This window comes from Lachnoclostridium edouardi (assembly GCF_900240245.1).
Lineage (GTDB): Bacteria > Bacillota > Clostridia > Lachnospirales > Lachnospiraceae > Lachnoclostridium_A > Lachnoclostridium_A edouardi.
Window position 1 is genome coordinate 2,914,144 of record NZ_OESQ01000001.1, and the last position, 19,598, is coordinate 2,933,741.

Below are 19,598 nucleotides of genomic sequence, written 5' to 3' on the forward strand. Positions count from 1 at the left end.
GAAAGTCGCATGTCCGGTGTGGAGTGGGGGAAAATCCAGCGATTACTTCAAAGGATTACCTATCACTATAATCGGAAACCCTGCTTTACTGCGCCCTCATCGCCTATATCATTTTTGAGGGCCCCGCCGAGGATCGGAACATGAACACATTGGTTGACATGATTTCCGGGATGGAGGTCAAGGAGGATGACGAGGATTTTATGAACGCCGTGGATTATATGTTTGCGGGCTTGGAAAAACGAAAGCCGGATTGCTTTGCGGTCAAGCAGTATAAAAAGTACAAACTGGCCAGCGGCAAAACAGCAAAGTCGATCCTTATTTCCTGCGGCGCAAGGCTGGCTCCCTTTGACATCCCCCAGCTTCGGGAGGTCATGGCCTATGACGAGCTGGAGCTTGACCGCATCGGGGATCGAAAAACGGCGGTGTTCTTTATCATCTCGGACACTACGCAAACCTATAATTTCCTTGTGGCTCTGGCCTTTTCGCAGATGTTCAATCTGCTGTGCGAGAGGGCCGACAATGTTCACGGAGGCCGCCTGCCCCACCATGTACGGGTGCTGTGGGACGAGGCCGCCAACACAGGGCAGGTTCCCCAGCTTGAAAAAATCGTGGCTGTCATCCGTTCCCGTGAGATCAGCTTGACGCTGTTCTATCAGCAGTTGGCTCAGTGTAAGGCGATTTACGATAAACACGCCGAAACCATTTTGGGAAATATGGACAGCGTGATATTCCTCGGGGGTCGGGAGGCCAGCACCATCAAGGAAATATCCGAGAACTGGCTGGGTAAGGCTACAATCTCCATGCAGACGGACAGCCGCTCCCGTGGCCAGTCGGAAAGCTACAGTCAAAATAACCAGCGGCTGGGCCGGGAGCTGATGACACCCAGCGAACTGGCGACCATGCCCGGGGATAAGTGTATTTTACAGCTTCGGGGCCTGCCCCCGTTCTATTCCCCAAAATACGATTTGAAAAAGCACCCGAACTACCGATATACGGCTGAAGCCGACAAAAAGAAAAACGCCTTTGACCTTGACCGGCTCATTAACCGCCGCAGGCGGCCCGGGCCGGACGAGCTGTGTGAGGTGTATGCCGTGGCTGTGCCGGACGATGGGCTCACAAGCGAGGACGAGGACATCCTCAATTATGATGACATCGACGATCCGGACGCCTTTGCATAAATAGGGCTTTGGGACAAAGTGTCCCGAAGTATGTAACCTGCCGCCAGAAATGGCGGCTTTTTTCATGGCCGGGAATACCCCCGGAGAAAAGGAGGCTCTATGCAGTTTTTCACTTCCGCTATTGATACTTTGCAGACTCTTGTTGTAGCCCTCGGCGCTGGACTTGGCGTGTGGGGCGTTGTCAATCTGCTGGAGGGCTACGGATCGGACAACCCAGGTTCCAAAAGCCAGGGGATCAAGCAGTTAATGGCTGGCGGCGGCATCATCCTTTTGGGAACCACGCTGATCCCCCTGCTGTCCGGCTTGTTCTAAGGAGGGCTTATGGATTTTCTCACCGACTGGCTCACGAACTGGCTGAAGGAGCTGTTAATTGGCGGTATTATGGGGAACCTTGAGGGGCTCTTTGATACCGTCAACGCCAAAGTCGGAGAGATTGCGGTACAGGTAGGGACTACCCCGGCGGCATGGAACGCCGGGGTTTTCTCCCTCATCCGCCAGCTTTCCGAAACGGTGATTTTACCCATCGCCGGATTGGTGCTGACCTTTGTTGCCACCTATGAGCTGATACAGATGCTTTTGGAAAAGAACAATATGCACGAGTTTGATGTGGCGAATATCTACAAATGGGTATTCAAAACCGCTTGTGCCATCCTCATTCTTTCCAACACCTTTGATATTGTCATGGCGGTGTTTGATGTGTCGCAGAGCGTGATTGCGGATGCGGCGGGGCTCATTCAGGGCTCCACCGACATTACGCCGGATATGCTGGCGGAGCTGGAAACCACGCTGGAGGGCATGGACTTGGGGCCGCTCCTTGGCCTGTGGCTCCAGTCCTCTGTAATTGGGCTGACCATGCAGATCATGGGGATTATCATTTTCGTTCTGGTGTACGGAAGAATGATTGAAATATATTTAATGACCAGTCTGGCCTCTCTCCCCGTTGCCACGCTTTCCAACCGGGAGCTGGGCGGTACAGGGCAGAACTACCTAAAATCCCTGTTCGCCGTGGGCTTTCAAGGGATGCTCATACTGGTCTGTGTTGCGATCTATGCGGTGCTCATCCAGGGCATCGCCACAGGCGGCGATCCGATTGGAGCGATATGGGGAACCGTGGGCTATACGGTTCTTCTGTGCTTCATGCTGTTTAAGACAGGCGGCATCGCCCAGCGCATCTTCGGGGCGCATTAAACGGACGGACTTCGGGACAATTTGTCCCGAGGCCGGGAAAGGAGGAAATGATTTTGGATAAGGATGTCATATTAACCCCGGAACAGATCGCCGCCGAGGAGCGGCGCTGGCTGTTCGATGCGCCGATTGCGGAACTGGCCGAGGTAAAAGGCGTGACGGTGGACGAGGCTGTTAAGCTGCGGACGGACGCAATTTTGCAGGAGGCCGCTGTTCCCATCGAAGTCACGGTTCGCCCGATTGAGCCCCAGGGCAAGCTCATCGGCTTTGCCAGCGTCAACTATGGCGGTGTAGTGATTGACGATTTCAAGGTGGTGGATGGTAAGAACGGGATTTTCCTTGGGGCTCCCAGCAAACCCGATCCCACCAGCAGGACGGGCTACCGCTCCACAGTGCGGATCAATGACCGGGCCACCCAGGAGCGGCTCAATGCGGCGGGAGCCCAGGCATACCATTCAGCGGTGGAAAAGCTCATCGCCCGGGCCGAGGCAGTCCGCCCCACCCCGATTAAGGAGCAGATGGCACAGGCCGCAAGGGAGGCCGGGAAGGAAAATGCCGCCCGAACCGCCCCGGCAAAGAAGAAGGAGGCCCGGGATGACAGGTGATGTGACCTCGAGACAAATTGTCCCGAAGTCTCCAGCCTGCCCGGAGGGGCTGTTTTTGATGGACGGGATTGAAGGGCTGCGCTCTTTGCCGAAGCACTCGGTTGATATGCTCCTTACCGATCCGCCCTATGGCACTACCCGGAACTTTTGGGATGTGCCGCTCCCGCTCCCGGAGCTGTGGGAGGCGGTCAAGTGGGCGGTCAAGCCGGATGGCGCAGTGCTGTTTTTCGCACAATGCCCCTATGATAAGGTGCTGGGGGCATCCAACCTCTCTATGCTTCGCTATGAATGGGTGTGGTACAAAAGCAGGTGTACTGGCTTTCTCAACGCAAGGCGGGCTCCCCTAAAGCGGACGGAAAACATTCTGGTGTTTTATCAAAAATTGCCCTATTACGATCCGCAGTTTGAACAGGGCAAGCCCTATAAGAAAATTTCCCGGACAGGGGACAACAGCCCCAACTATGGAAAATTCCTGCGTTCCAGCAGTGGATCAGAGGACGGCCTGCGTTTCCCCGGAAACCTGCTGGCCTTTTCTTCGGTACAGCGCACCGTCCATCCCACGCAGAAACCTGTGGAGCTGTGCGAGTATCTCATTAAGACCTACACCCGGCCCGGGGAGGTGGTGGCAGACATCTGCGCTGGCTCCGGCACAACCGCCGTTGCTGCCCTCAATACGGGCCGCCGCTTTGTATGCTTTGAAACCGCCCCGGCCTTTTACGCCCCGGCTACAGAACGCATCCGGCTGGCTACTGAGGCGGCAGAGTCAGGAAAAAAAGGCGTGTAAAATCAAGTATCTTTTTGTCGGATTGTATGCTATACTCAAAACAGGTGGTGAGAAATATGGCTGACTTAAAAGCGAAAGAATATCAGCGATTTGAGGATATAAAGCATACAACCGATGAAGGCGTGGAGTTTTGGTATGCCCGGGAGCTTGGGCCTGTTTTGGACTATGCCAAATGGGACAACTTCCGAAAGGTCATTGACAAAGCGATGCTGGCCTGCAAAAACAGCGGGTTTGAGGTGGAGGATCATTTTCCCGAGATCGGGAGAATGATTGAAATTGGCAAAGGCGGACAGAGAAAAACAAAAGATTATATGCTGTCCCGGTATGCTTGCTATCTCATTATGCAGAACGGCGATCCCCGTAAAGAAGTGATTGCTCTTGGGCAGACCTATTTTGCCATTCAAACCCGCAGACAGGAAATTGCGGATGCGTTTAACCAGCTTGACGAGGACAATAAGCGGCTGGTGATCCGAGGCGAGGTAAAAAGCTGGAACTCTATGCTGGCGGATGCCGCCCATCGTGCTGGCATTACTGAGCAGGCTGATTATGCGGCGTTTCAAAATGCCGGATATATGGGTTTATATGGGGGCCTGCGTGTTTCCGATATTCATGCCCGGAAAAAACTTTCTAAAGACCAGAAGATACTGGATCACATGGGTAGTGAGGAATTAGGCGCAAACCTGTTCCGCATTACACAGACGGAGGCCAAAATGCGCCGGGATACCCCACAAGGGCTTGACGAGGCCAGTTCCATCCACTACACCGTAGGAAAAGAAGTCCGTGAAACGATTGAAAAAATCGGCGGCACGATGCCCGAGGACTTACCAACTCCCGAAAAAAGTATCTCACAGATTGAGCGTGAGCAAATAAAACAACTGAAACAAGACCGCAAAAAATTGATGCTTGATGAATAATCGCATCATTTTCCCGACGCCGGGAAAATGATAATAACCTTTACTACAAGGCCGCTTGCAAAAATGCAGGCGGTTTTTTCTATGCAAAGGAGCGTGAAAAAATCAAAAAATATTCTATCATTTACGCCGATCCCCCTTGGCAGTATCAGCGCAGTAAGGTACAGGGGGCGGCAGAAAACCATTATCCCACAATGGGGATTGACGAGCTGTGTGCGCTCCCGGTGGCTGATCTGGCCGCCCCGGACAGCGCACTTTTTTTGTGGGCGACTTTCCCCCAGCTTCCGGCGGCCCTGCGGCTCATAGAGGCGTGGGGCTTTCACTATAAGTCCGTGGCCTTTGTGTGGCTCAAAAAGAATAAAAAGGCGGACAGTTGGTTTTATGGCCTTGGCTTCTGGACGAGGGGAAACGCGGAGATCTGCCTGCTGGCTACCAGAGGCCATCCCAAACGGAAGGCGGCAAATATCCATCAGTTTATCATTTCCCCGATTGAAGCCCACAGCAAAAAGCCGGACGAGGCCCGGGAAAAGATCGTGGCCCTTATGGGCGACCTGCCCCGGGTGGAGCTCTTTGCCAGACAGTCCCCGCCCGGCTGGGAGGTGTGGGGAAATGAAGTGGAAAGCACGATCCCCGACTTCGGGACAAAGTGTCCCAAAGATGCCGGGGCCGGAAAGGAGGCTGATCCATGCCCTATGTGAATGTACCCAACGACCTGTCAAAAGTAAAAACCAAAATGGCCCTAAACCTTACCAAGCGCCAGCTCATCTGTTTTGGCTGTGCGGCGGCAGTGGGCATCCCGTCCTATCTGCTGGCCCGGGGCTCTATCGGCAATACCGGGGCCATGTTCCTGATGCTGGCCGTGATGCTCCCGGCGTTTCTTCTGGCCATGTATGAAAAAGACGGGCTCCCGGCGGAAAAGGTGCTGAAAAACATCCTACGGGCCCGGTTTCTGCGGCCCGGAGTCAGGCCCTATCAGACACAAAACATTTACGCCCCCTTTGCCGGGCGGGGCGCTGTGAGAAAGGAGGATGCGATTGCGAAAGGCAAATCCAACCAGCGGAAGAAAAACCGCAAAGGCTAAAACCCGGGCGGCCCTGTCCGCCCAGCAGACGATCCCCTATGTGGCGATGCACCTGGACGGGGTGTGCAAGCTCCCCGGCGGGCTCTACACAAAGACCGTGGAATATGAGGACATCAATTATTCCGTGGCATCCACCGAGGATCAGACTGCAATCTTTGGCGGCTGGAGCTCATTCCTCAACTACTTTGACAGCTCCCTGCCGTTCCAGCTTTCCTTTATCAACCGCCGCTCCCACTCCCGGAGCCGCTATAAGGTAAACATTCCCCAGGCGGATGATGATTTTAACAGCGTCCGGGAGGAATTTACCGGGATGCTGAAAAACCAGATCGCCCGGTCTAACAACGGGATTGAACGCTCCAAGTACATTACTTTCGGCATCCCAGCCGGAGGGATCGTGGAGGCCCGGCCCCGTCTGGAGCGTGTGGAGGCCGATGTGATGGGCAACTTTAAGCGGCTGGGCGTTCCCTGTGAACCGATGGACGGGCGGGCAAGGCTGGCCCTGCTTCACAGCCAGATGCATCCGGGCAACCGGGAACCGTTCCGCTTTTCATGGAAGGACATCCCGCAGACGGGGCTCGGCACCAAGGACTATATCGCCCCGGACAGCTTTGACTTCCGGCACTCCCGCCTGTTCCGGGTGGGCCAGTATTGGGGCGCTGTTTCCTACTTGCAGATTTTAGCGTCTGAGCTCTCGGATAAACTGCTGGCAGAAATTCTGGAGCTGGATGCGGAAATGACCGTAACCCTTCATATCCAGACGGTGGATCAGCTAAAGGCGATCAAGACCATCAAGGGAAAAATCTCCGACATCGGGAAAATGAAGGTGGAGGAACAGCGGAAGGCTGTCCGGGCCGGGTACGATCCCGACATTCTCCCGCCCGACCTCATTACCTTTTCCAAGGATGCGGCGGAGCTCCTTGCCGACCTCCAGTCCCGCAACGAGAGAATGTTCCTTTTGACTTTTACGGTAGTCAATATGGCCCCTACCCGCCAGCGGCTGGAAAATGATGTGTTTACCGTGGGCGGCATCGCACAGAAATACAACTGCGCCCTCAAGCGGCTGGACTGGCAACAGGAGCAGGGCTTTGTGTCCTCGCTGGCCCTCGGCTACAACGAAGTGGAGATCCAGCGTGGTATGACAACCAGCTCCACGGCAATTTTTATCCCCTTTATGACAAGGGAGCTGCGGATGGACGGGCAGGCCCTCTACTATGGCATGAACGCCCTTTCCCACAATGTCATTATGGCTGACCGCAAAAAGCTGAAGTCGGCCAACGGAATGTACCTCGGCTCTACGGGCTCGGGAAAATCCTTTGCGGCAAAGCGGGAACTGCTCAATGTCTTTCTGACCATTCCCCAGGATCGGATTATCATTGTTGATCCGATGGGCGAATATGCCCCGCTGGTTCGCAGGCTGGGCGGACAGGTGATCGAGATTGCCCCGGACAGCCCCCACCACCTAAACCCGATGGATGTGGAGCTCAACATGGCCGCCGGGGAGAGCCCTCTTTCCATGAAGGCGGATTTCCTGCTTTCCCTGTGCGAGCTGGTGGTAGGCGGAAAGGAAGGCTTACAGCCCATCGAAAAGACAGTTGTTGACCGCTGTGTGCGGCTGGTGTACCGGGAACAGGCCCTTGGGCTTGATACGGGAAAAACCCCGCTTTTGCAGGACTTGTACGAGGAGCTCTTAAAACAGCCGGAGCCCGAGGCCCGGCGTGTGGCAACTGCCCTTGAGCTCTACTGCACCGGCTCCCTCAACCTGTTTAACCATCCCACGAATGTGAAAACCGACAGCCGGGTGGTGTGTATCGTGCTGAAAAACATGGGAGAAAACCTCCGCAAGATCGCCATGCACATCACAAATGAATTTGTGTCCCAGGCGGTAGATACCAACTTCCGGGAGGGCGTGGCGACATGGTGCTATTTCGATGAGTTCCATGTCCTGCTCCGTGATCCGCTGACCGCCAGCTATTTTGTGGCGGTGTGGAAAATGCTGAGAAAGAAAGGCTGCGTTCCCAGCGCCCTCACGCAGAATGTGAAAGACCTTCTGGCCAGCCGGGAGATCGAGAACATTCTGGACAACACCGACTTTATGATTTTGCTCTCGCAGGCGCAGAGTGACCGGGTGATTTTGGCAAGACAGCTCGGTATTTCCGAGCACCAGCTTTCCTACATTACCCACTCTAATTCCGGCGAGGGCCTGCTGTTTTACGGGAATGTGACCATCCCGTTTGTGGATCGGTTCCCGAAGGGGGAAATCTATGACCTCTTAACCACCCGACCGGAGGATATGAAGAATGAAGCGAAAACCGAATAAACCACGCCCGGAGGCCCAAACGCATACCGAACCCGGAAACGGGGCTGCCGAGCCCGGCGGCCCTGCTTTTGGGGCTGGCTCTGAACAGGAGCCCGGGGCGGCTGGCACTTCGGGACAAAGTGTCCCAAAGTCAAAATTCCGGCAGAAAAGCCAGCAGGAACAAGCGGCGGCATCCAAGCTCCGCATGGAAAAGCGGGGCGAAAAACGGGAGGCCGCCCGGGAAAAGCTGGCAAAGCAGAAGCCGCCCAAACAAAAAGGCCCGATCCGTAAGGCGGCGGGGGCCGCCGGATGGGGCGTTCACGGCTTTGTGCATGGCAAGCTCTACGAGGTGGAGCAGGAAAATGTAGGAACCGAAGGGGCCCACCGCTCGGAGCTTGCCGGGGAGGTTGTCCTGCGGCATGGCTCCCGATTTGTAAAACGCAAAGTCCGGGAGCATCCGGCAAGGGCGGCCAGCCGGGCCGAGGCCAGGTATCAGAAAGCGGCGGCGGATTATCATTTCCACACCGCCGCACAGGAGCACCCGGAGCTTTCCCAAAACTATTTTACCCGGTACTGGCAGAAACAGCGGCTTAGAAGGCAATACCAGAAGCGGGCGAAGGAGGCCACAAAACAGAGCGCAAAAGCCGCCGGGAAAACAGCCGCCGCCACGGAAAAGCTGACAGCCCGGGCCGCCGGGTTTGTGAAGCGCCATCCAGTCGGATGCCTGCTGGCACTGGCCTGTGTCCTTGTGATCGTCCTGCTCCAGTCCTGTTCGTCCTCACTGGTGTCCATCGGCAACGCCGGAGCCGGGGCGCTGGGAGCCACCACTTACCCCTCTGAGGATGAGGCAATTTTAGGGGCGGAGGCGGCTTATGCCGGGCTGGAGACAGAACTGCAAACCTACCTTGATACCTACGAAAGTACCCACGATTATGACGAGTACCACTTCGATCTGGACGAGATCGAACACGATCCCTATGTGCTTATTTCCATGCTGTCGGCGCTCCATGAGGGGGAATGGACGCTTTCACAGGTGGAGGGCTCCCTGCAAATGCTCTTTGACCGCCAGTATATTCTGACGGAGCGTGTGGAGGTGGAGACACGCTATGACAGCGACGATGAACCCTATTCGTGGTACATCTGCTATGTGACGCTGGAAAACAAAAACCTGTCCCACCTGCCTGTTTCCCTGTTGAGCGAAGAACAGATGTCCCGGTACTCCATCTATATGTCCACCCTCGGCAACCGTCCCGACCTGTTTCCCGACTCCCCCTATGTGGACAAATACATTACCAACCCGCCGGAGGGCTATGAGGTTCCGGGGGAATATCTGGACGATGAAACATTCGCCGCTATTTTCTCGGAGGCAGAGAAATACATCGGCTATCCCTATGTGTGGGGCGGCTCCAGCCCGTCTACATCTTTTGACTGCTCCGGCTATGTGTCATGGGTGATCAATCATTCCGGCTGGAATGTGGGCCGCCTTGGGGCGCAGGGGCTTTACAACATCTGTACTCCGACCAGCTCCCCAAGGCCCGGCGACCTTGTGTTTTTCAAGGGAACCTATGATACCCCGGGCGTGAGCCACTGTGGGATTTATGTAGGCGATGGGCGGATGCTCCATTGTGGCGATCCCATCGGATATGCAAACTTAAATACAAGCTACTGGCAGTCTCATTTTTACGCCTACGGGCGTTTACCATGATTGGAGGTCATTTATGGCAACAGCAAAAAGCATGAAAATCCAGGCCGAGATTGATAAGGTCAAGGCCAAAATCAGCGAACAGCAGGCCCGGCTCAAGGAGCTGGAGCAGAAAAAGCTGGAGGCGGAAAACAGCGAGATCGTGGACATCGTGCGTGGCATGAGCATCCCCCTTGCGGAGCTGCCCCTGCTGTTTGAAAAGCTGAAAGGCGGCGGGGCTTTGGGACAAAGTGTCCCGAAGTCCGAGGATGAGGAAAAGGAGGAAAACTGAATATGAAACGGTTTCGAGTTTTGACAGCGGCGCTTTGTGCCGCTGTTTTGTTATGCGGCTTTAGCGTTCCCGCCTATGCCTACGCAGGCGGCGGCGAGGGCGAGGACTACGGCGATCCCACAATGGAACCCCCGGCCCCGGAGCCGACTATTACGCCGGGCGAGGGCTTTTCCGAGGAGGGAAACCTTGTAACCCGTGATCTGCTCTATGACGAGCACACCAACAAGCAGTTTATTACCGTCCAGACCAGCGGCGGCAATACCTTTTACATTGTCATTGATTATGACAAGCCTGTGGACGAGGAAGGCGAACAGTATGAAACCTACTTTTTCAGCGTTGTGGATGAGGGGGATCTGCTGGCCGCAGCCGAGGCCGCTGGCGTGGAACAGGCGGTCTGCTCCTGTCCGGAGAAATGTGCGGCGGGGGCTGTCAATACCGACTGCCCGGTATGCTCTGTCAATATGGGGAAATGCGTAGGCGCAGAGCCGGAGCCCGAGCCTGCCCCGGAGCCTGAGCCGGAACCCGAGAAGCCGGGCAACGCCGGGATGATCCTTTTGGTGCTGGCTGTCATGGGCATCGGCGGCGGGGCCGCATGGTATTTCAAGATTTACCGTCCGAAACACCAGCAGGCTGACCAGCCCGAGGAGGACGATGGTGGGGAGTACCCGGACTATGACGAGTTTGAAGATGACGGCCCCCCGTGGGACGAGGAGGACGAAACCGAAGAAAAGGAGGAAATCAGATGAATTTTACCAGCAGTCCCTTTGAACGAATGATGAAAGAAAAACCCCGTCCCCAGGCTCCCGCCGAGAACAGGCCGCCCAGGGGCTCCGCCTGTTGTGGCTGCTGTTACTGGCGGGGGATCGCCTGTGTGTCCTGCTACAAGGAGCTTTTGAAGGCCGGGGCTGGCGGGAGGTGATGGATTGTCCCGTGAACTGACACGCAAGGAAAAGACAGCGATCCGCTCTCTTGTGGTAACATGGTGCGCCAACTATGACCGGGAATACGGATGCCTGCCGCTGGACAGCGATTGCTATATGCTGGGTAAATGCTGGACGGGATCATACTGCCGCTATTTCCGGGAGTCCGTCCTGCCCCTTGATCCGGCGCTGGAAGCCTCCCTTATGAGCGAGGGCCCAAGACCGGATTTTAAGATATGCCCGGTATGCGGCGGGCCTGTTCCCCCGGACAGGCGGCAGGCGTACTGCTCGGCGACCTGTGCAAAGAAAGCCCACCGCCGCCAGCAACGGGAATATATGCGGAAAAAGCGGGGTGCATCCGTTGACAATTAGGGCCTGCAAAACCCGCTTATAGCAAGGCTTTCCGGGGCCGTTCCGTTGGCCTGCCGTATCATTCTACGGTCTGGCCCCGTTTGCCCCGATGCTGTCAACATCCATACAGCGGGACTTTGGGACAATTTGTCCCGAAGTACCCGCTTTCTGAGAGGAGGTACTATGGACAAAAATCAAGGCTATTCCATTTTGAAGGCTGTGATGCTGGAAAATGGCAGGGGCTTTGCGCTGGGGCATCATCCCACAGCCCCATCCCCCTATGTCACATGGGCCTGTTACGATGATAAGAACGGCCAGCGGCAGTATGAATGGGGACATTACGGCAACGATCTGGCCGCTATGGAACAGGATTTTTCAGACCGGATAAAGGACTATCAGCGGCTTTACCATGTGGGGATCGTGCAGACCGAGGCCCCCGGCCTTTACAAGTATTACTCTACCCAGCGGCCTGTGGACATCGGGACATTCCCCAAACCGCCCCACAATGCCCCGGATGAGATCGTCAACTATGACCGCCGCATCCCGGTGGAGGGCGGCGCATTTCTGGCATGGGGGCATCTGACTTATACAAGGCCGCTGACCGAAAAGGAGGCGTCTGACTATGAGCTCCGTCCTGCCCCCGTAATTTCTGAATTATCCCGAAAAAACGATGACAGGCCCCTCTCGATTGCCCAGCAGATGAAAGAGGCCGGAGCTCTGGCCGAAGCCAGCCAGGGCAATCCCATCCATAAGAAAAAGGCCCCCGACCGGGGCGACCGATAGGAGGATTTGTATGGAAGAAAGATATAACCCGATGAAAAGTGCGGAGATCGCCACCGAGCACAATTACAATATGCTGGACGGTGTTCTCAATAACCAGGCCCCACCCCCGGAGGAAAAGGAGCTGGATAAGGTTAAGGAACCGTCCCACAAGCGCCGGAGCCGGGAACGGGAGGAACGATGACAAAGAAACGCCGCCGCCCGATCCATCTCCATGTGATGGTGTCCGAGGAGGAGCAGGCCCTTATTCAACAACGCATGGCCGAGGCGGGCATCCGCAATATGGGGGCCTATATGCGGAAAATGGCCCTCAATGGCTATGTGCTCCATGTTGACCTCTCGCCCGTCCGGGAGCTGGTATCGCTCCAGCGGCGGTGCTCAAACAACCTCAATCAAGTGGCGATCCAGGCCAACACCTACGGCGGGATTTACCCCGAGGAGATCGCCGCCCTGCAACGGGACTATGCCGCCCTGTGGGGGCCGATATCCGATCTGCTGAAAAAGCTCTCCGCATTAGTGGAGCTCTGATCCTGCCGGGGAGTGGCGTATGCCGCTCCCCGGTTTTCACTACTTCGGGACAATTTGTCCCGAGGTGCTGAAAGCCGGAGGCATCCTTGTTGTCCCTCCCGGACAGAGGTATAATTATCATGTAAGGAACCATAAACCACACTTTTCAAGGAGGTATCAAGCGATGCGGATCATTCTGAAACTTTTAGCTGCCCCCTTTGTTCTGGCCCTCACGCTCCTTGTGGCAGTATTGAATTTTGCTTTTTCCTTTGCGTCATGGGTGTTCTGCGCCCTGTCCTTTCTCTGTCTGATCGGAGCTCTGTTTGCTTTATTCACGGGGGATCGCTGGGGCATACAGGGGCTTGTGATCGCCTTTGCTGTTTCGCCCTTTGGTCTGCCCGCTGTGGCGGAGTGGCTCATTGACAAGCTGGACAGTCTCAACTACTCGCTAAAGAGTTTTATCACAGGATAACGCTTTGGGACAATTTGTCCCGAAGTCCCCTGCGGCGGCTGGACGGACAGCCGCCGTTTTCTTTTGGAAGGAGGTGTGCTCACGGCTACAACTTATATCCGGCCCTACAAGGTGGCGGCTGGGAAAGGCGCTGTCCAGACAATGGAGGAACGCTTTGACTATGGGCTTAATCCGAAAAAGCTGGGAGCCCTGTCCTCATACCTCTGCGATCCGGCCACGGCTCCCGCTGAGTTTCTGCTGGTAAAGAGCCAGTACCAGGCGGAAACAGGCCGGGCCGTAGAGCGTGGAGCCCTGTTTTTTCAAATCCGGCAGGCGTTCCCGCCCGGCGAAGTGACAGCGGAGGAGGCCAACCAGATCGGCTATGAAACGGCCATGCGCTGGACAAAGGGAAAGTATCAGTTTTTTGTCTGCACCCACACAGACAAGGGGCACCTCCACAATGTACGCCCGGATAGGGCAATGAGAAAAGCAGTATGAGGTACTGCCCCGTAAGATAACGCGGGAAACAGCCAGCCTAACCGAAAGGCGAAAGCTGACACGGGAACACAGTACGGCTGGAAAGCGGTAAGTCACCTAAAGGCAATCGGGTGCGACTGAACCGCAATGTTAATCGGATATAAGGTATAAGTTGGATTTACTGAACGTGAGCTTCCAGTTTCTGTTATGTGCCGATAGAGGAAAATTGCCTGAAACCTCTGGTACGGAAAAGGCAAGTTATGGTTGTGGGCTTGTCGGTTATCAACCATTCCGTACAACCTGTAGGGGAACCTATGGCAACGAAGCGAAAGCGATACCGAGAATCCGAATTTACCAAGTCTCATTGCTAACCGGGGATGCCCTAACCAGGAGTGCCGCACGAAAGGGGGAATGAAAAAGCGGCTATGGCTTTGGAGTCTGAAAATCCTGCATGGGTACGGAGTGCTCGTAGTAGTCCGAGAGGGGTAATGACCCTTACATGGCGAAGGGGCACAGTTATTGCGCACTAAAATTAGAAGTTGATTAGGGAGGAAAACCTCACATGAAGCCAACAACGGAAATTTTAGCAAGAATCAGTCAAAACTCACTTGCAAATAAAGAAGAAGTATTTACAAAACTGTATCGCCATCTGTTGCGTCCTGACATTTACTTTGTGGCATACAAAAACCTGTATGCCAACAACGGTGCGGCAACAAAAGGAGTAAACGAGGATACGGCGGACGGTTTCAGTGAAGCCAAAATAGATAGTATTATCAAAGCATTGGCGGACGAAACCTATCAGCCCATGCCGGTGAGGCGAACCTATATCCAGAAGAAGAATAACCGCAAAAAGCTGCGTCCCTTAGGTATACCAACCTTTACTGACAAATTGGTGCAGGAAGTGTTGCGGATGATACTGGAAGCGGTATATGAACCTATCTTTCTGGATGTCTCCCACGGTTTTAGGCCAAAAAGAAGTTGTCATACGGCCTTAAAACAGTTGAGACGGGAGTTCAACGGTACGCGTTGGTTTGTTGAAGGCGACATCAAAGGTTGCTTTGACAACATCAACCACGCTGTTCTTGTAGGCTTGCTGAACAATAAAATCAAGGACGCTCGGATAACCAAGCTGATTTACAAATTCCTGAAAGCAGGATATTTAGAGAATTGGCAGTACCATAAGACGTACAGCGGTACACCGCAAGGCGGTATCATTTCTCCGCTACTCGCCAACATCTACCTGCACGAATTGGACAAGTTTGTAATGAAGTTGAAATCCGAATTTGACACGCCCGGAGTGGGACAAATCACACCTGAATACCGAGAGCTGCACAATGAAATCAAACGGCTATCCCACCGCTTGACGAAAGTAACAGGTGAGGAAAGGGAAATGGTGCTGGCAGAGTATAAGCCCAAACGTCAGAAACTGATGACCATTCCCTGCACTGCGCAGACCGACAAAAAACTGAAATATGTTCGGTATGCGGATGATTTTCTAATAGCAGTCAAGGGAAACCGTGAGGACTGTCAATGGATTAAGAGCAAACTGGCCGAGTTTATCGGAGATACACTGAAAATGGAACTCAGTGAAGATAAAACGCTCATAACCCATAGCAGTAAATGTGCAAGGTTCTTAGGCTATGATGTGCGTGTGCGCAGAAGCGGAAAAATAAAGCGGGGTGGCCCCGGTCATGTAAAAATGCGTACCCTCAATGGGGGTGTAGAACTGTTGGTGCCACTTAACGATAAAATCCGTCAATTCGTTTTCACTAAAGGTGTGGCGATACAGAAGAAAGATGGTTCCATGTTTCCAGTTCATCGGAAATATCTGGTTGGGCTCACAGACTTAGAAATCGTTTCAGTATACAATGCGGAGTTAAGAGGAATATGCAACTATTATGGTATGGCAAGCAACTTTTGCAAGCTGCACTATCTTGCCTACCTTATGGAATACAGTTGCTTAAAAACCCTTGCTTCAAAGCATAAAACCAGCCTATCCAAAACCATTGACAAGTTTAATGATGGCACAGGAAAATGGGGTATACCCTATGAAACGAAGCAGGGAGACAAAAGGCGTTACTTCGCAAATTACGCCGACTGCAAAGGCAAGGGCCCTGCTACGGATTACATCAGCAATGCTGCCGTTGTCTACGGATACGCAGTCAATACCCTTGAAAACCGGCTGAAAGCAAAGGTCTGTGAGTTATGCGGAACGACAGAGAGCGACCATTACGAGGTTCACCACATTAACAAACTCAAAAATCTCAAAGGCAAGGAACGGTGGGAAATCGCAATGATTGCCAAACACAGAAAAACGCTTGTGGTGTGCAGGGATTGCCACCGCAGTATTATCCACAAAAAGTGAGTTTTGTCTGAATGAGCAGTAACAGAGCCGTATACTCCGAGAGGGGTACGTACGGTTCCCGGAGAGGGTGGCGCAAACCTATCACAGCAATGTGACAAGGCGGTGCTTCCCTACTCCACCACATTTATTTCAATTCAACGGCCTTTGACCGCTCTCGGAAGTTCCATAATTTTATCGGCTCCAGCTTTGCCCTGCGGCGGCTCTCTGACCGGGTGTGCATTGAGCATGACCTCTCTGTGATCCAAAATCCAAAACAGCACAGCAAGGGCCGGTATCTCCATTATGGCCAGTGGATTGGGGAAAAACCGCCCTCTGCAAAACAGCGGGTGCGGCTGGCCATCGTGGAGTCCCTGCAAAAACAGCCCGCCGATTTTCCGGCGTTTCTGAGGCTTATGGAGGAGTCCGGCTTTCTGGTAAAGCATGGCCGTGGCGGTGTGATCTCCTTCCTTGCTCCCGGGCAGGATAAGCTCACCCGCCTGCGGGCATCCACCCTCGGGGATGGTTTTGATCCCGAGGACATCCGGGCTGTGATTGCCGGGGATCGTCCGATCCCGGAGCTCCCGCAGGAGGCCCCGGCTTCTGCCCGTCGTGTCAATCTGATTATAGACATTCAAGAGCGCATGGCACAGGGCAAGGGCCCGGCCTATGAACGGTGGGCCAAGGTTTACAATCTGAAACAGATGGCTGCTGCGCTCCAGTACCTGCGGGAAAATGATCTGATGGACTATGAGGCGCTGGCGGCCAGTACAGAAAAGGCAGTCGAGCGTTTTCACACGCTGTCCGAGGAATTACGGCAAACGGAGGCGGAGCTGGAAAAGACCTCCGGGCTCATGGCGGCTACTGTGGACTACGCAAAAACCCGGCATGTGTTTGACGGTTACAAGGCGGCCCGGTACAGTAAAAAATATCTGTCGGAGCATGAGGCGGAGCTTGCCGCTTACCGGGCGGCCCGGGCCACTATGAATGAGCTTTTGGACGGTGCAAAACTGCCAAAGATGGCGGATATGAAAAAGTCCCGCCAGGAATTGGCGGGAAAGAAAAAAGCCCTCTATGCGGAATACCGCAAGGCCCAGGCGGATATGCGGCAGGCTGTGGCGGTCAAAGCGAACATAGATCATCTGCTCGGCGTGACGGACGGGCGGGAAAATAAGGCCCAGGAGCGATAGCGACAGGCCGCAGACAACAGGCGCATAGCGCCGGGACTTTGGGACAATTTGTCCCGAAGTTCAGCGGGTTTGGGGAGCTCCCCAACAAGCATTTTTGCGGGCTTGCGGCCAGCAAAAATTTCGGAGTGTGGCCACACCCGAATTGCTTGCCATTTCGTGCGCTTCCGCTACATGGCGCAAAAAAACGAAGGTCACGCTTTCTTACGCTTCCTCCGTTTCTCTGGCTTTCTTAATGCCCTCGGCTGTGGCTTCTATCACGACAAGCTCTTTTTCATTCATAGAATTTAGAAGCACATCAATGTGTTTTCTGCAAGAACTTGTCTGCGCCCCTCCGTCCGCATGAATAAACTGATCAACCGAAATGTCAAACATAGTAATGAGTTTAACAAAAAGGTCAAAGCTGGGATATTGGCCCTTGTTCTCAATATTCATAATAGTACGGGAGTCACGGTCTACTAATTCCGCAACATAGGCTTGTGTCCAGCCCTTTTCTTCTCTGGCTCTTTTGAGAGCCGCCCCGAGGCCGTGAAAGTCAAACCTTCTTTCATTTTGGTTCATTCTCATATCACCCTATATCATTCTACATTTCGTGTTAGATTATGAGAATGTAATGAAATTTTACATTAAGTAGTATTTTATTTCGCTTCTATGTAGTCTCTAACTTGTATTATTCGAGGCAGAGAACTATAATATACCTGTGGAGGTGCAAAATGGACTATATGACATTGAAAGAGGCTGCCGAAAAGTGGGGCGTGACACCTCGTAGGGTAAATTATTATTGTGCTGGTGGGCGTATCCACGGCGCTGTGAAAATGGCTGGTATTTGGCTGATCCCTAAAACTGCGGAGAAGCCGATTGATGGCCGGACAAGACAAGGGAAGGAGCTGCGCCATGAATAAAATTTTGATTATAGATGATGACAGAGAACTGTGCGCTTTGATTAAACGCAGCGTACAATCGGAACATATTGAAGCTGATTTTTGTAATACCGGAAAAGAGGGCTTGCAGAAATTAAAAGAGCAGGAGTATCAGCTTGTGGTGCTGGATGTGATGATGCCCGGTATGGATGGCTTTGAAACGCTGGAAGAAATCCGCAAAGAGAACAGCCTGCCGATTTTGATGTTTACATCCAAAAATGACAGCATTTCTAAAGTGCGGGGCTTACGGGCCGGGGCGGACGATTATCTGACAAAACCGTTTGATATGGACGAACTGATTGCCCGTATTGCGTCCCTCATTCGCCGCTACACCCGCTTTAATCATCAAGCCGGAGCTGTGCAAAAACTGGATTTTGACGGATTGCAGATTGACCTTGAAAATCGTTCTGTTACTACATCAAACGGCACTTTTGAACTGCCCCCAAAGGAATTTGATCTGCTCCTGTACTGTGCAAAACATCAAGGGAAAATTTTGACCAAACAGCAGATTTATGAGGAAGTATGGGGCGAAGAATATTTCTATGATGACAGTAACATTATGGCGATTATCAGTCGGCTTCGTAAAAAATTAGAAGTCAATCCTTCCAGCCCAAAGTATATACAAACGGTCAAAGGGATTGGCTACCGGTTTAATAAGGAGGTGTAGCCAGCATGGAAATCATCGTTTTCTTGTCCGTTGTGATTGCTATTGGGGCTGTGTTGACTTCCATTGTTTTAGTTCAGCGTGTAAAAAAACAAATAGCAGAAATGACCAATGTGTTGGTTGATGTGAAAAACGGAAATGGCAATCGGCGTATTCTGTCTGCAACAAATGAACTGACAGCCCCTCTTGCCTATGAAATCAATGAGATCGTTGTGGCCTATGAAAGCAGGCTTTCGATTGTCCGGCAGACAGAGGAAACCAACCGCCAGCTTATGACGAGCCTTTCCCATGATGTTCGGACACCCCTTACCACTCTGATTGGGTATCTTGACGCCGCACACAAAGGGCTTGTCACGGGAAAAGACCGGGATGACTATATCGAAACCGCCCGCCGGAAGGCCCACGATCTGAAAGAATATATTGATGTGCTTTTTGACTGGTTCAAGTTAAATTCCAACGAGTTTGCTTTGGAGATCCAAAGCCTTGAGGTCGCAGAGCTGACAAGAAATATCCTGATCGACTGGATACCGATTTTTGAGGATAAACAGGTTGATTATGACATTGATATTCCTGAACAGCCTGTCCGGGTAAGATTGGATATGGACAGCTATATGAGGATCGTCAATAATCTCATTCAAAATGTAATTGCTCACAGTCATGCGGACAAAATCAAAATTGTCCTGTCAAAGAAGGAAAACAACATGGAGTTACTGCTGGCGGATAATGGGGTGGGAATTGAAAAAGAAGATTTGAAACATATTTTTGAACGGCTTTATAAGTGTGATAAAGGCCGTTCCGAAAAAGGAAGCGGTCTTGGTCTTTCTATTGTCCATCAGCTTGTAGAAAAGATGGGTGGGAGTATAACAGTTGAAAGTTTGCCGGGAAAAGGAACTGAATTTATGTTGCTTTTTCCTTTGGAGAGTTAAGCAGGTTCCCGTCTTTATGGCGGGAGCCTTTATCATTTTACTGGATTTCAAATTGCAAGGT

The 19,598-nt window shown here is 53.1% G+C and carries 22 protein-coding genes and 3 pseudogenes; 24 read left to right on the top strand and 1 reads right to left on the bottom strand.

Annotated elements, in window-relative coordinates:
* Nucleotides 1–71 precede the first annotated feature (71 nt).
* From C1A07_RS13900 to C1A07_RS13995, 21 genes and pseudogenes are all read left to right on the top strand, one after another.
* A pseudogene (locus tag C1A07_RS13900) lies at nt 72–1,178 on the top strand (VirD4-like conjugal transfer protein, CD1115 family); the annotation flags it as partial.
* Nucleotides 1,179–1,277: 99 nt separating this feature from the next.
* Complete coding sequence (locus tag C1A07_RS13905; protein ID WP_101877630.1) at nt 1,278–1,490, top strand: Maff2 family protein; 213 nt, start codon at nt 1,278–1,280, stop codon at nt 1,488–1,490.
* Nucleotides 1,491–1,499: 9 nt separating this feature from the next.
* Entirely contained in the window at nt 1,500–2,366 is an 867-nt protein-coding gene (locus C1A07_RS13910) for a VirB6/TrbL-like conjugal transfer protein, CD1112 family (RefSeq protein ID WP_101877631.1), read from the top strand.
* A gap of 53 nt (nt 2,367–2,419) precedes the next feature.
* Nucleotides 2,420–2,968 carry a septation protein SpoVG family protein gene (locus tag C1A07_RS13915; protein ID WP_074664075.1) on the top strand — a complete coding sequence of 183 codons (549 nt, stop codon included), beginning with the start codon at nt 2,420–2,422 and terminating at the stop codon, nt 2,966–2,968.
* On the top strand, nt 2,958–3,752 hold the full coding sequence (locus C1A07_RS13920; protein ID WP_101877632.1) for a DNA-methyltransferase: 795 nt from the start codon (nt 2,958–2,960) through the stop codon (nt 3,750–3,752). Before C1A07_RS13915 ends, C1A07_RS13920 begins: the two co-directional genes overlap by 11 nt.
* Before the next feature lie 56 nt (nt 3,753–3,808).
* Nucleotides 3,809–4,666 carry a DNA damage-inducible protein D gene (dinD, locus tag C1A07_RS13925; RefSeq protein WP_101877633.1) on the top strand — a complete coding sequence of 286 codons (858 nt, stop codon included), beginning with the start codon at nt 3,809–3,811 and terminating at the stop codon, nt 4,664–4,666.
* Nucleotides 4,667–4,767: 101 nt separating this feature from the next.
* Entirely contained in the window at nt 4,768–5,361 is a 594-nt protein-coding gene (locus tag C1A07_RS13930) for an MT-A70 family methyltransferase (protein ID WP_101877634.1), read from the top strand.
* Entirely contained in the window at nt 5,349–5,744 is a 396-nt protein-coding gene (locus C1A07_RS13935; RefSeq protein WP_101877635.1) for a PrgI family protein, read from the top strand. The genes C1A07_RS13930 and C1A07_RS13935 overlap by 13 nt, the downstream gene beginning before the upstream one ends.
* Nucleotides 5,692–8,061, top strand: a complete 2,370-nt coding sequence (locus C1A07_RS13940; protein WP_180952266.1) for a VirB4-like conjugal transfer ATPase, CD1110 family — start codon at nt 5,692–5,694, stop codon at nt 8,059–8,061. The genes C1A07_RS13935 and C1A07_RS13940 overlap by 53 nt, the downstream gene beginning before the upstream one ends.
* Nucleotides 8,042–9,745, top strand: coding sequence for a C40 family peptidase (locus C1A07_RS13945; protein ID WP_101877636.1), 1,704 nt, complete (start codon nt 8,042–8,044; stop codon nt 9,743–9,745). Before C1A07_RS13940 ends, C1A07_RS13945 begins: the two co-directional genes overlap by 20 nt.
* 13 nt (nt 9,746–9,758) lie before the next feature.
* Nucleotides 9,759–10,013 carry a DUF4315 family protein gene (locus tag C1A07_RS13950; RefSeq protein WP_054328114.1) on the top strand — a complete coding sequence of 85 codons (255 nt, stop codon included), beginning with the start codon at nt 9,759–9,761 and terminating at the stop codon, nt 10,011–10,013.
* Between the two features lie 2 nt (nt 10,014–10,015).
* Nucleotides 10,016–10,759, top strand: coding sequence for a DUF4366 domain-containing protein (locus C1A07_RS13955; protein WP_101877637.1), 744 nt, complete (start codon nt 10,016–10,018; stop codon nt 10,757–10,759).
* Complete coding sequence (locus C1A07_RS16245; RefSeq protein ID WP_015560018.1) at nt 10,756–10,932, top strand: hypothetical protein; 177 nt, start codon at nt 10,756–10,758, stop codon at nt 10,930–10,932. The genes C1A07_RS13955 and C1A07_RS16245 overlap by 4 nt, the downstream gene beginning before the upstream one ends.
* A 4-nt stretch (nt 10,933–10,936) precedes the next feature.
* Complete coding sequence (locus C1A07_RS13960) at nt 10,937–11,305, top strand: cysteine-rich VLP protein (RefSeq protein ID WP_101877638.1); 369 nt, start codon at nt 10,937–10,939, stop codon at nt 11,303–11,305.
* Between the two features lie 162 nt (nt 11,306–11,467).
* Entirely contained in the window at nt 11,468–12,067 is a 600-nt protein-coding gene (locus tag C1A07_RS13965) for a defense against restriction DarA-related protein (protein WP_101877639.1), read from the top strand.
* A gap of 10 nt (nt 12,068–12,077) precedes the next feature.
* On the top strand, nt 12,078–12,248 hold the full coding sequence (locus C1A07_RS13970; RefSeq protein ID WP_101877640.1) for a DUF4316 domain-containing protein: 171 nt from the start codon (nt 12,078–12,080) through the stop codon (nt 12,246–12,248).
* Complete coding sequence (locus C1A07_RS13975; protein ID WP_101877641.1) at nt 12,245–12,592, top strand: plasmid mobilization protein; 348 nt, start codon at nt 12,245–12,247, stop codon at nt 12,590–12,592. The genes C1A07_RS13970 and C1A07_RS13975 overlap by 4 nt, the downstream gene beginning before the upstream one ends.
* Nucleotides 12,593–12,755: 163 nt before the next feature.
* A complete protein-coding gene (locus C1A07_RS13980) occupies nt 12,756–13,043 on the top strand; it encodes a CD1845 family protein (RefSeq protein ID WP_055246214.1) in 288 nt (95 codons plus the stop codon).
* A gap of 141 nt (nt 13,044–13,184) precedes the next feature.
* Nucleotides 13,185–13,484, top strand: a pseudogene (locus C1A07_RS13985) (relaxase/mobilization nuclease domain-containing protein); the annotation flags it as partial.
* A 577-nt stretch (nt 13,485–14,061) separates the two neighbouring features.
* Nucleotides 14,062–15,864, top strand: coding sequence for a reverse transcriptase domain-containing protein (locus tag C1A07_RS13990; RefSeq protein ID WP_101875841.1), 1,803 nt, complete (start codon nt 14,062–14,064; stop codon nt 15,862–15,864).
* A 116-nt stretch (nt 15,865–15,980) separates the two neighbouring features.
* A pseudogene (locus C1A07_RS13995) lies at nt 15,981–17,030 on the top strand (relaxase/mobilization nuclease domain-containing protein); the annotation flags it as partial.
* A 201-nt stretch (nt 17,031–17,231) separates the two neighbouring features.
* On the opposite strand, the gene C1A07_RS14000 reads toward C1A07_RS13995, so the two are convergent.
* Nucleotides 17,232–17,588, bottom strand: a complete 357-nt coding sequence (locus C1A07_RS14000; protein ID WP_101877642.1) for a helix-turn-helix transcriptional regulator — start codon at nt 17,586–17,588, stop codon at nt 17,232–17,234.
* 152 nt (nt 17,589–17,740) lie between these two features.
* On the opposite strand from C1A07_RS14000, the gene C1A07_RS14005 reads away from it, so the two are divergent.
* The 3 genes from C1A07_RS14005 to C1A07_RS14015 are packed head-to-tail and all read left to right on the top strand — an operon-like array spanning nt 17,741 to nt 19,537.
* Complete coding sequence (locus tag C1A07_RS14005; protein ID WP_025580818.1) at nt 17,741–17,929, top strand: helix-turn-helix domain-containing protein; 189 nt, start codon at nt 17,741–17,743, stop codon at nt 17,927–17,929.
* Nucleotides 17,922–18,614 (top strand): response regulator transcription factor, encoded by a 693-nt coding sequence (locus C1A07_RS14010; RefSeq protein WP_101877643.1) that lies wholly within the window; start codon nt 17,922–17,924, stop codon nt 18,612–18,614. The genes C1A07_RS14005 and C1A07_RS14010 overlap by 8 nt, the downstream gene beginning before the upstream one ends.
* Nucleotides 18,615–18,619: 5 nt before the next feature.
* Nucleotides 18,620–19,537, top strand: coding sequence for a sensor histidine kinase (locus tag C1A07_RS14015; RefSeq protein ID WP_101877644.1), 918 nt, complete (start codon nt 18,620–18,622; stop codon nt 19,535–19,537).
* Nucleotides 19,538–19,598: the final 61 nt, after the last annotated feature.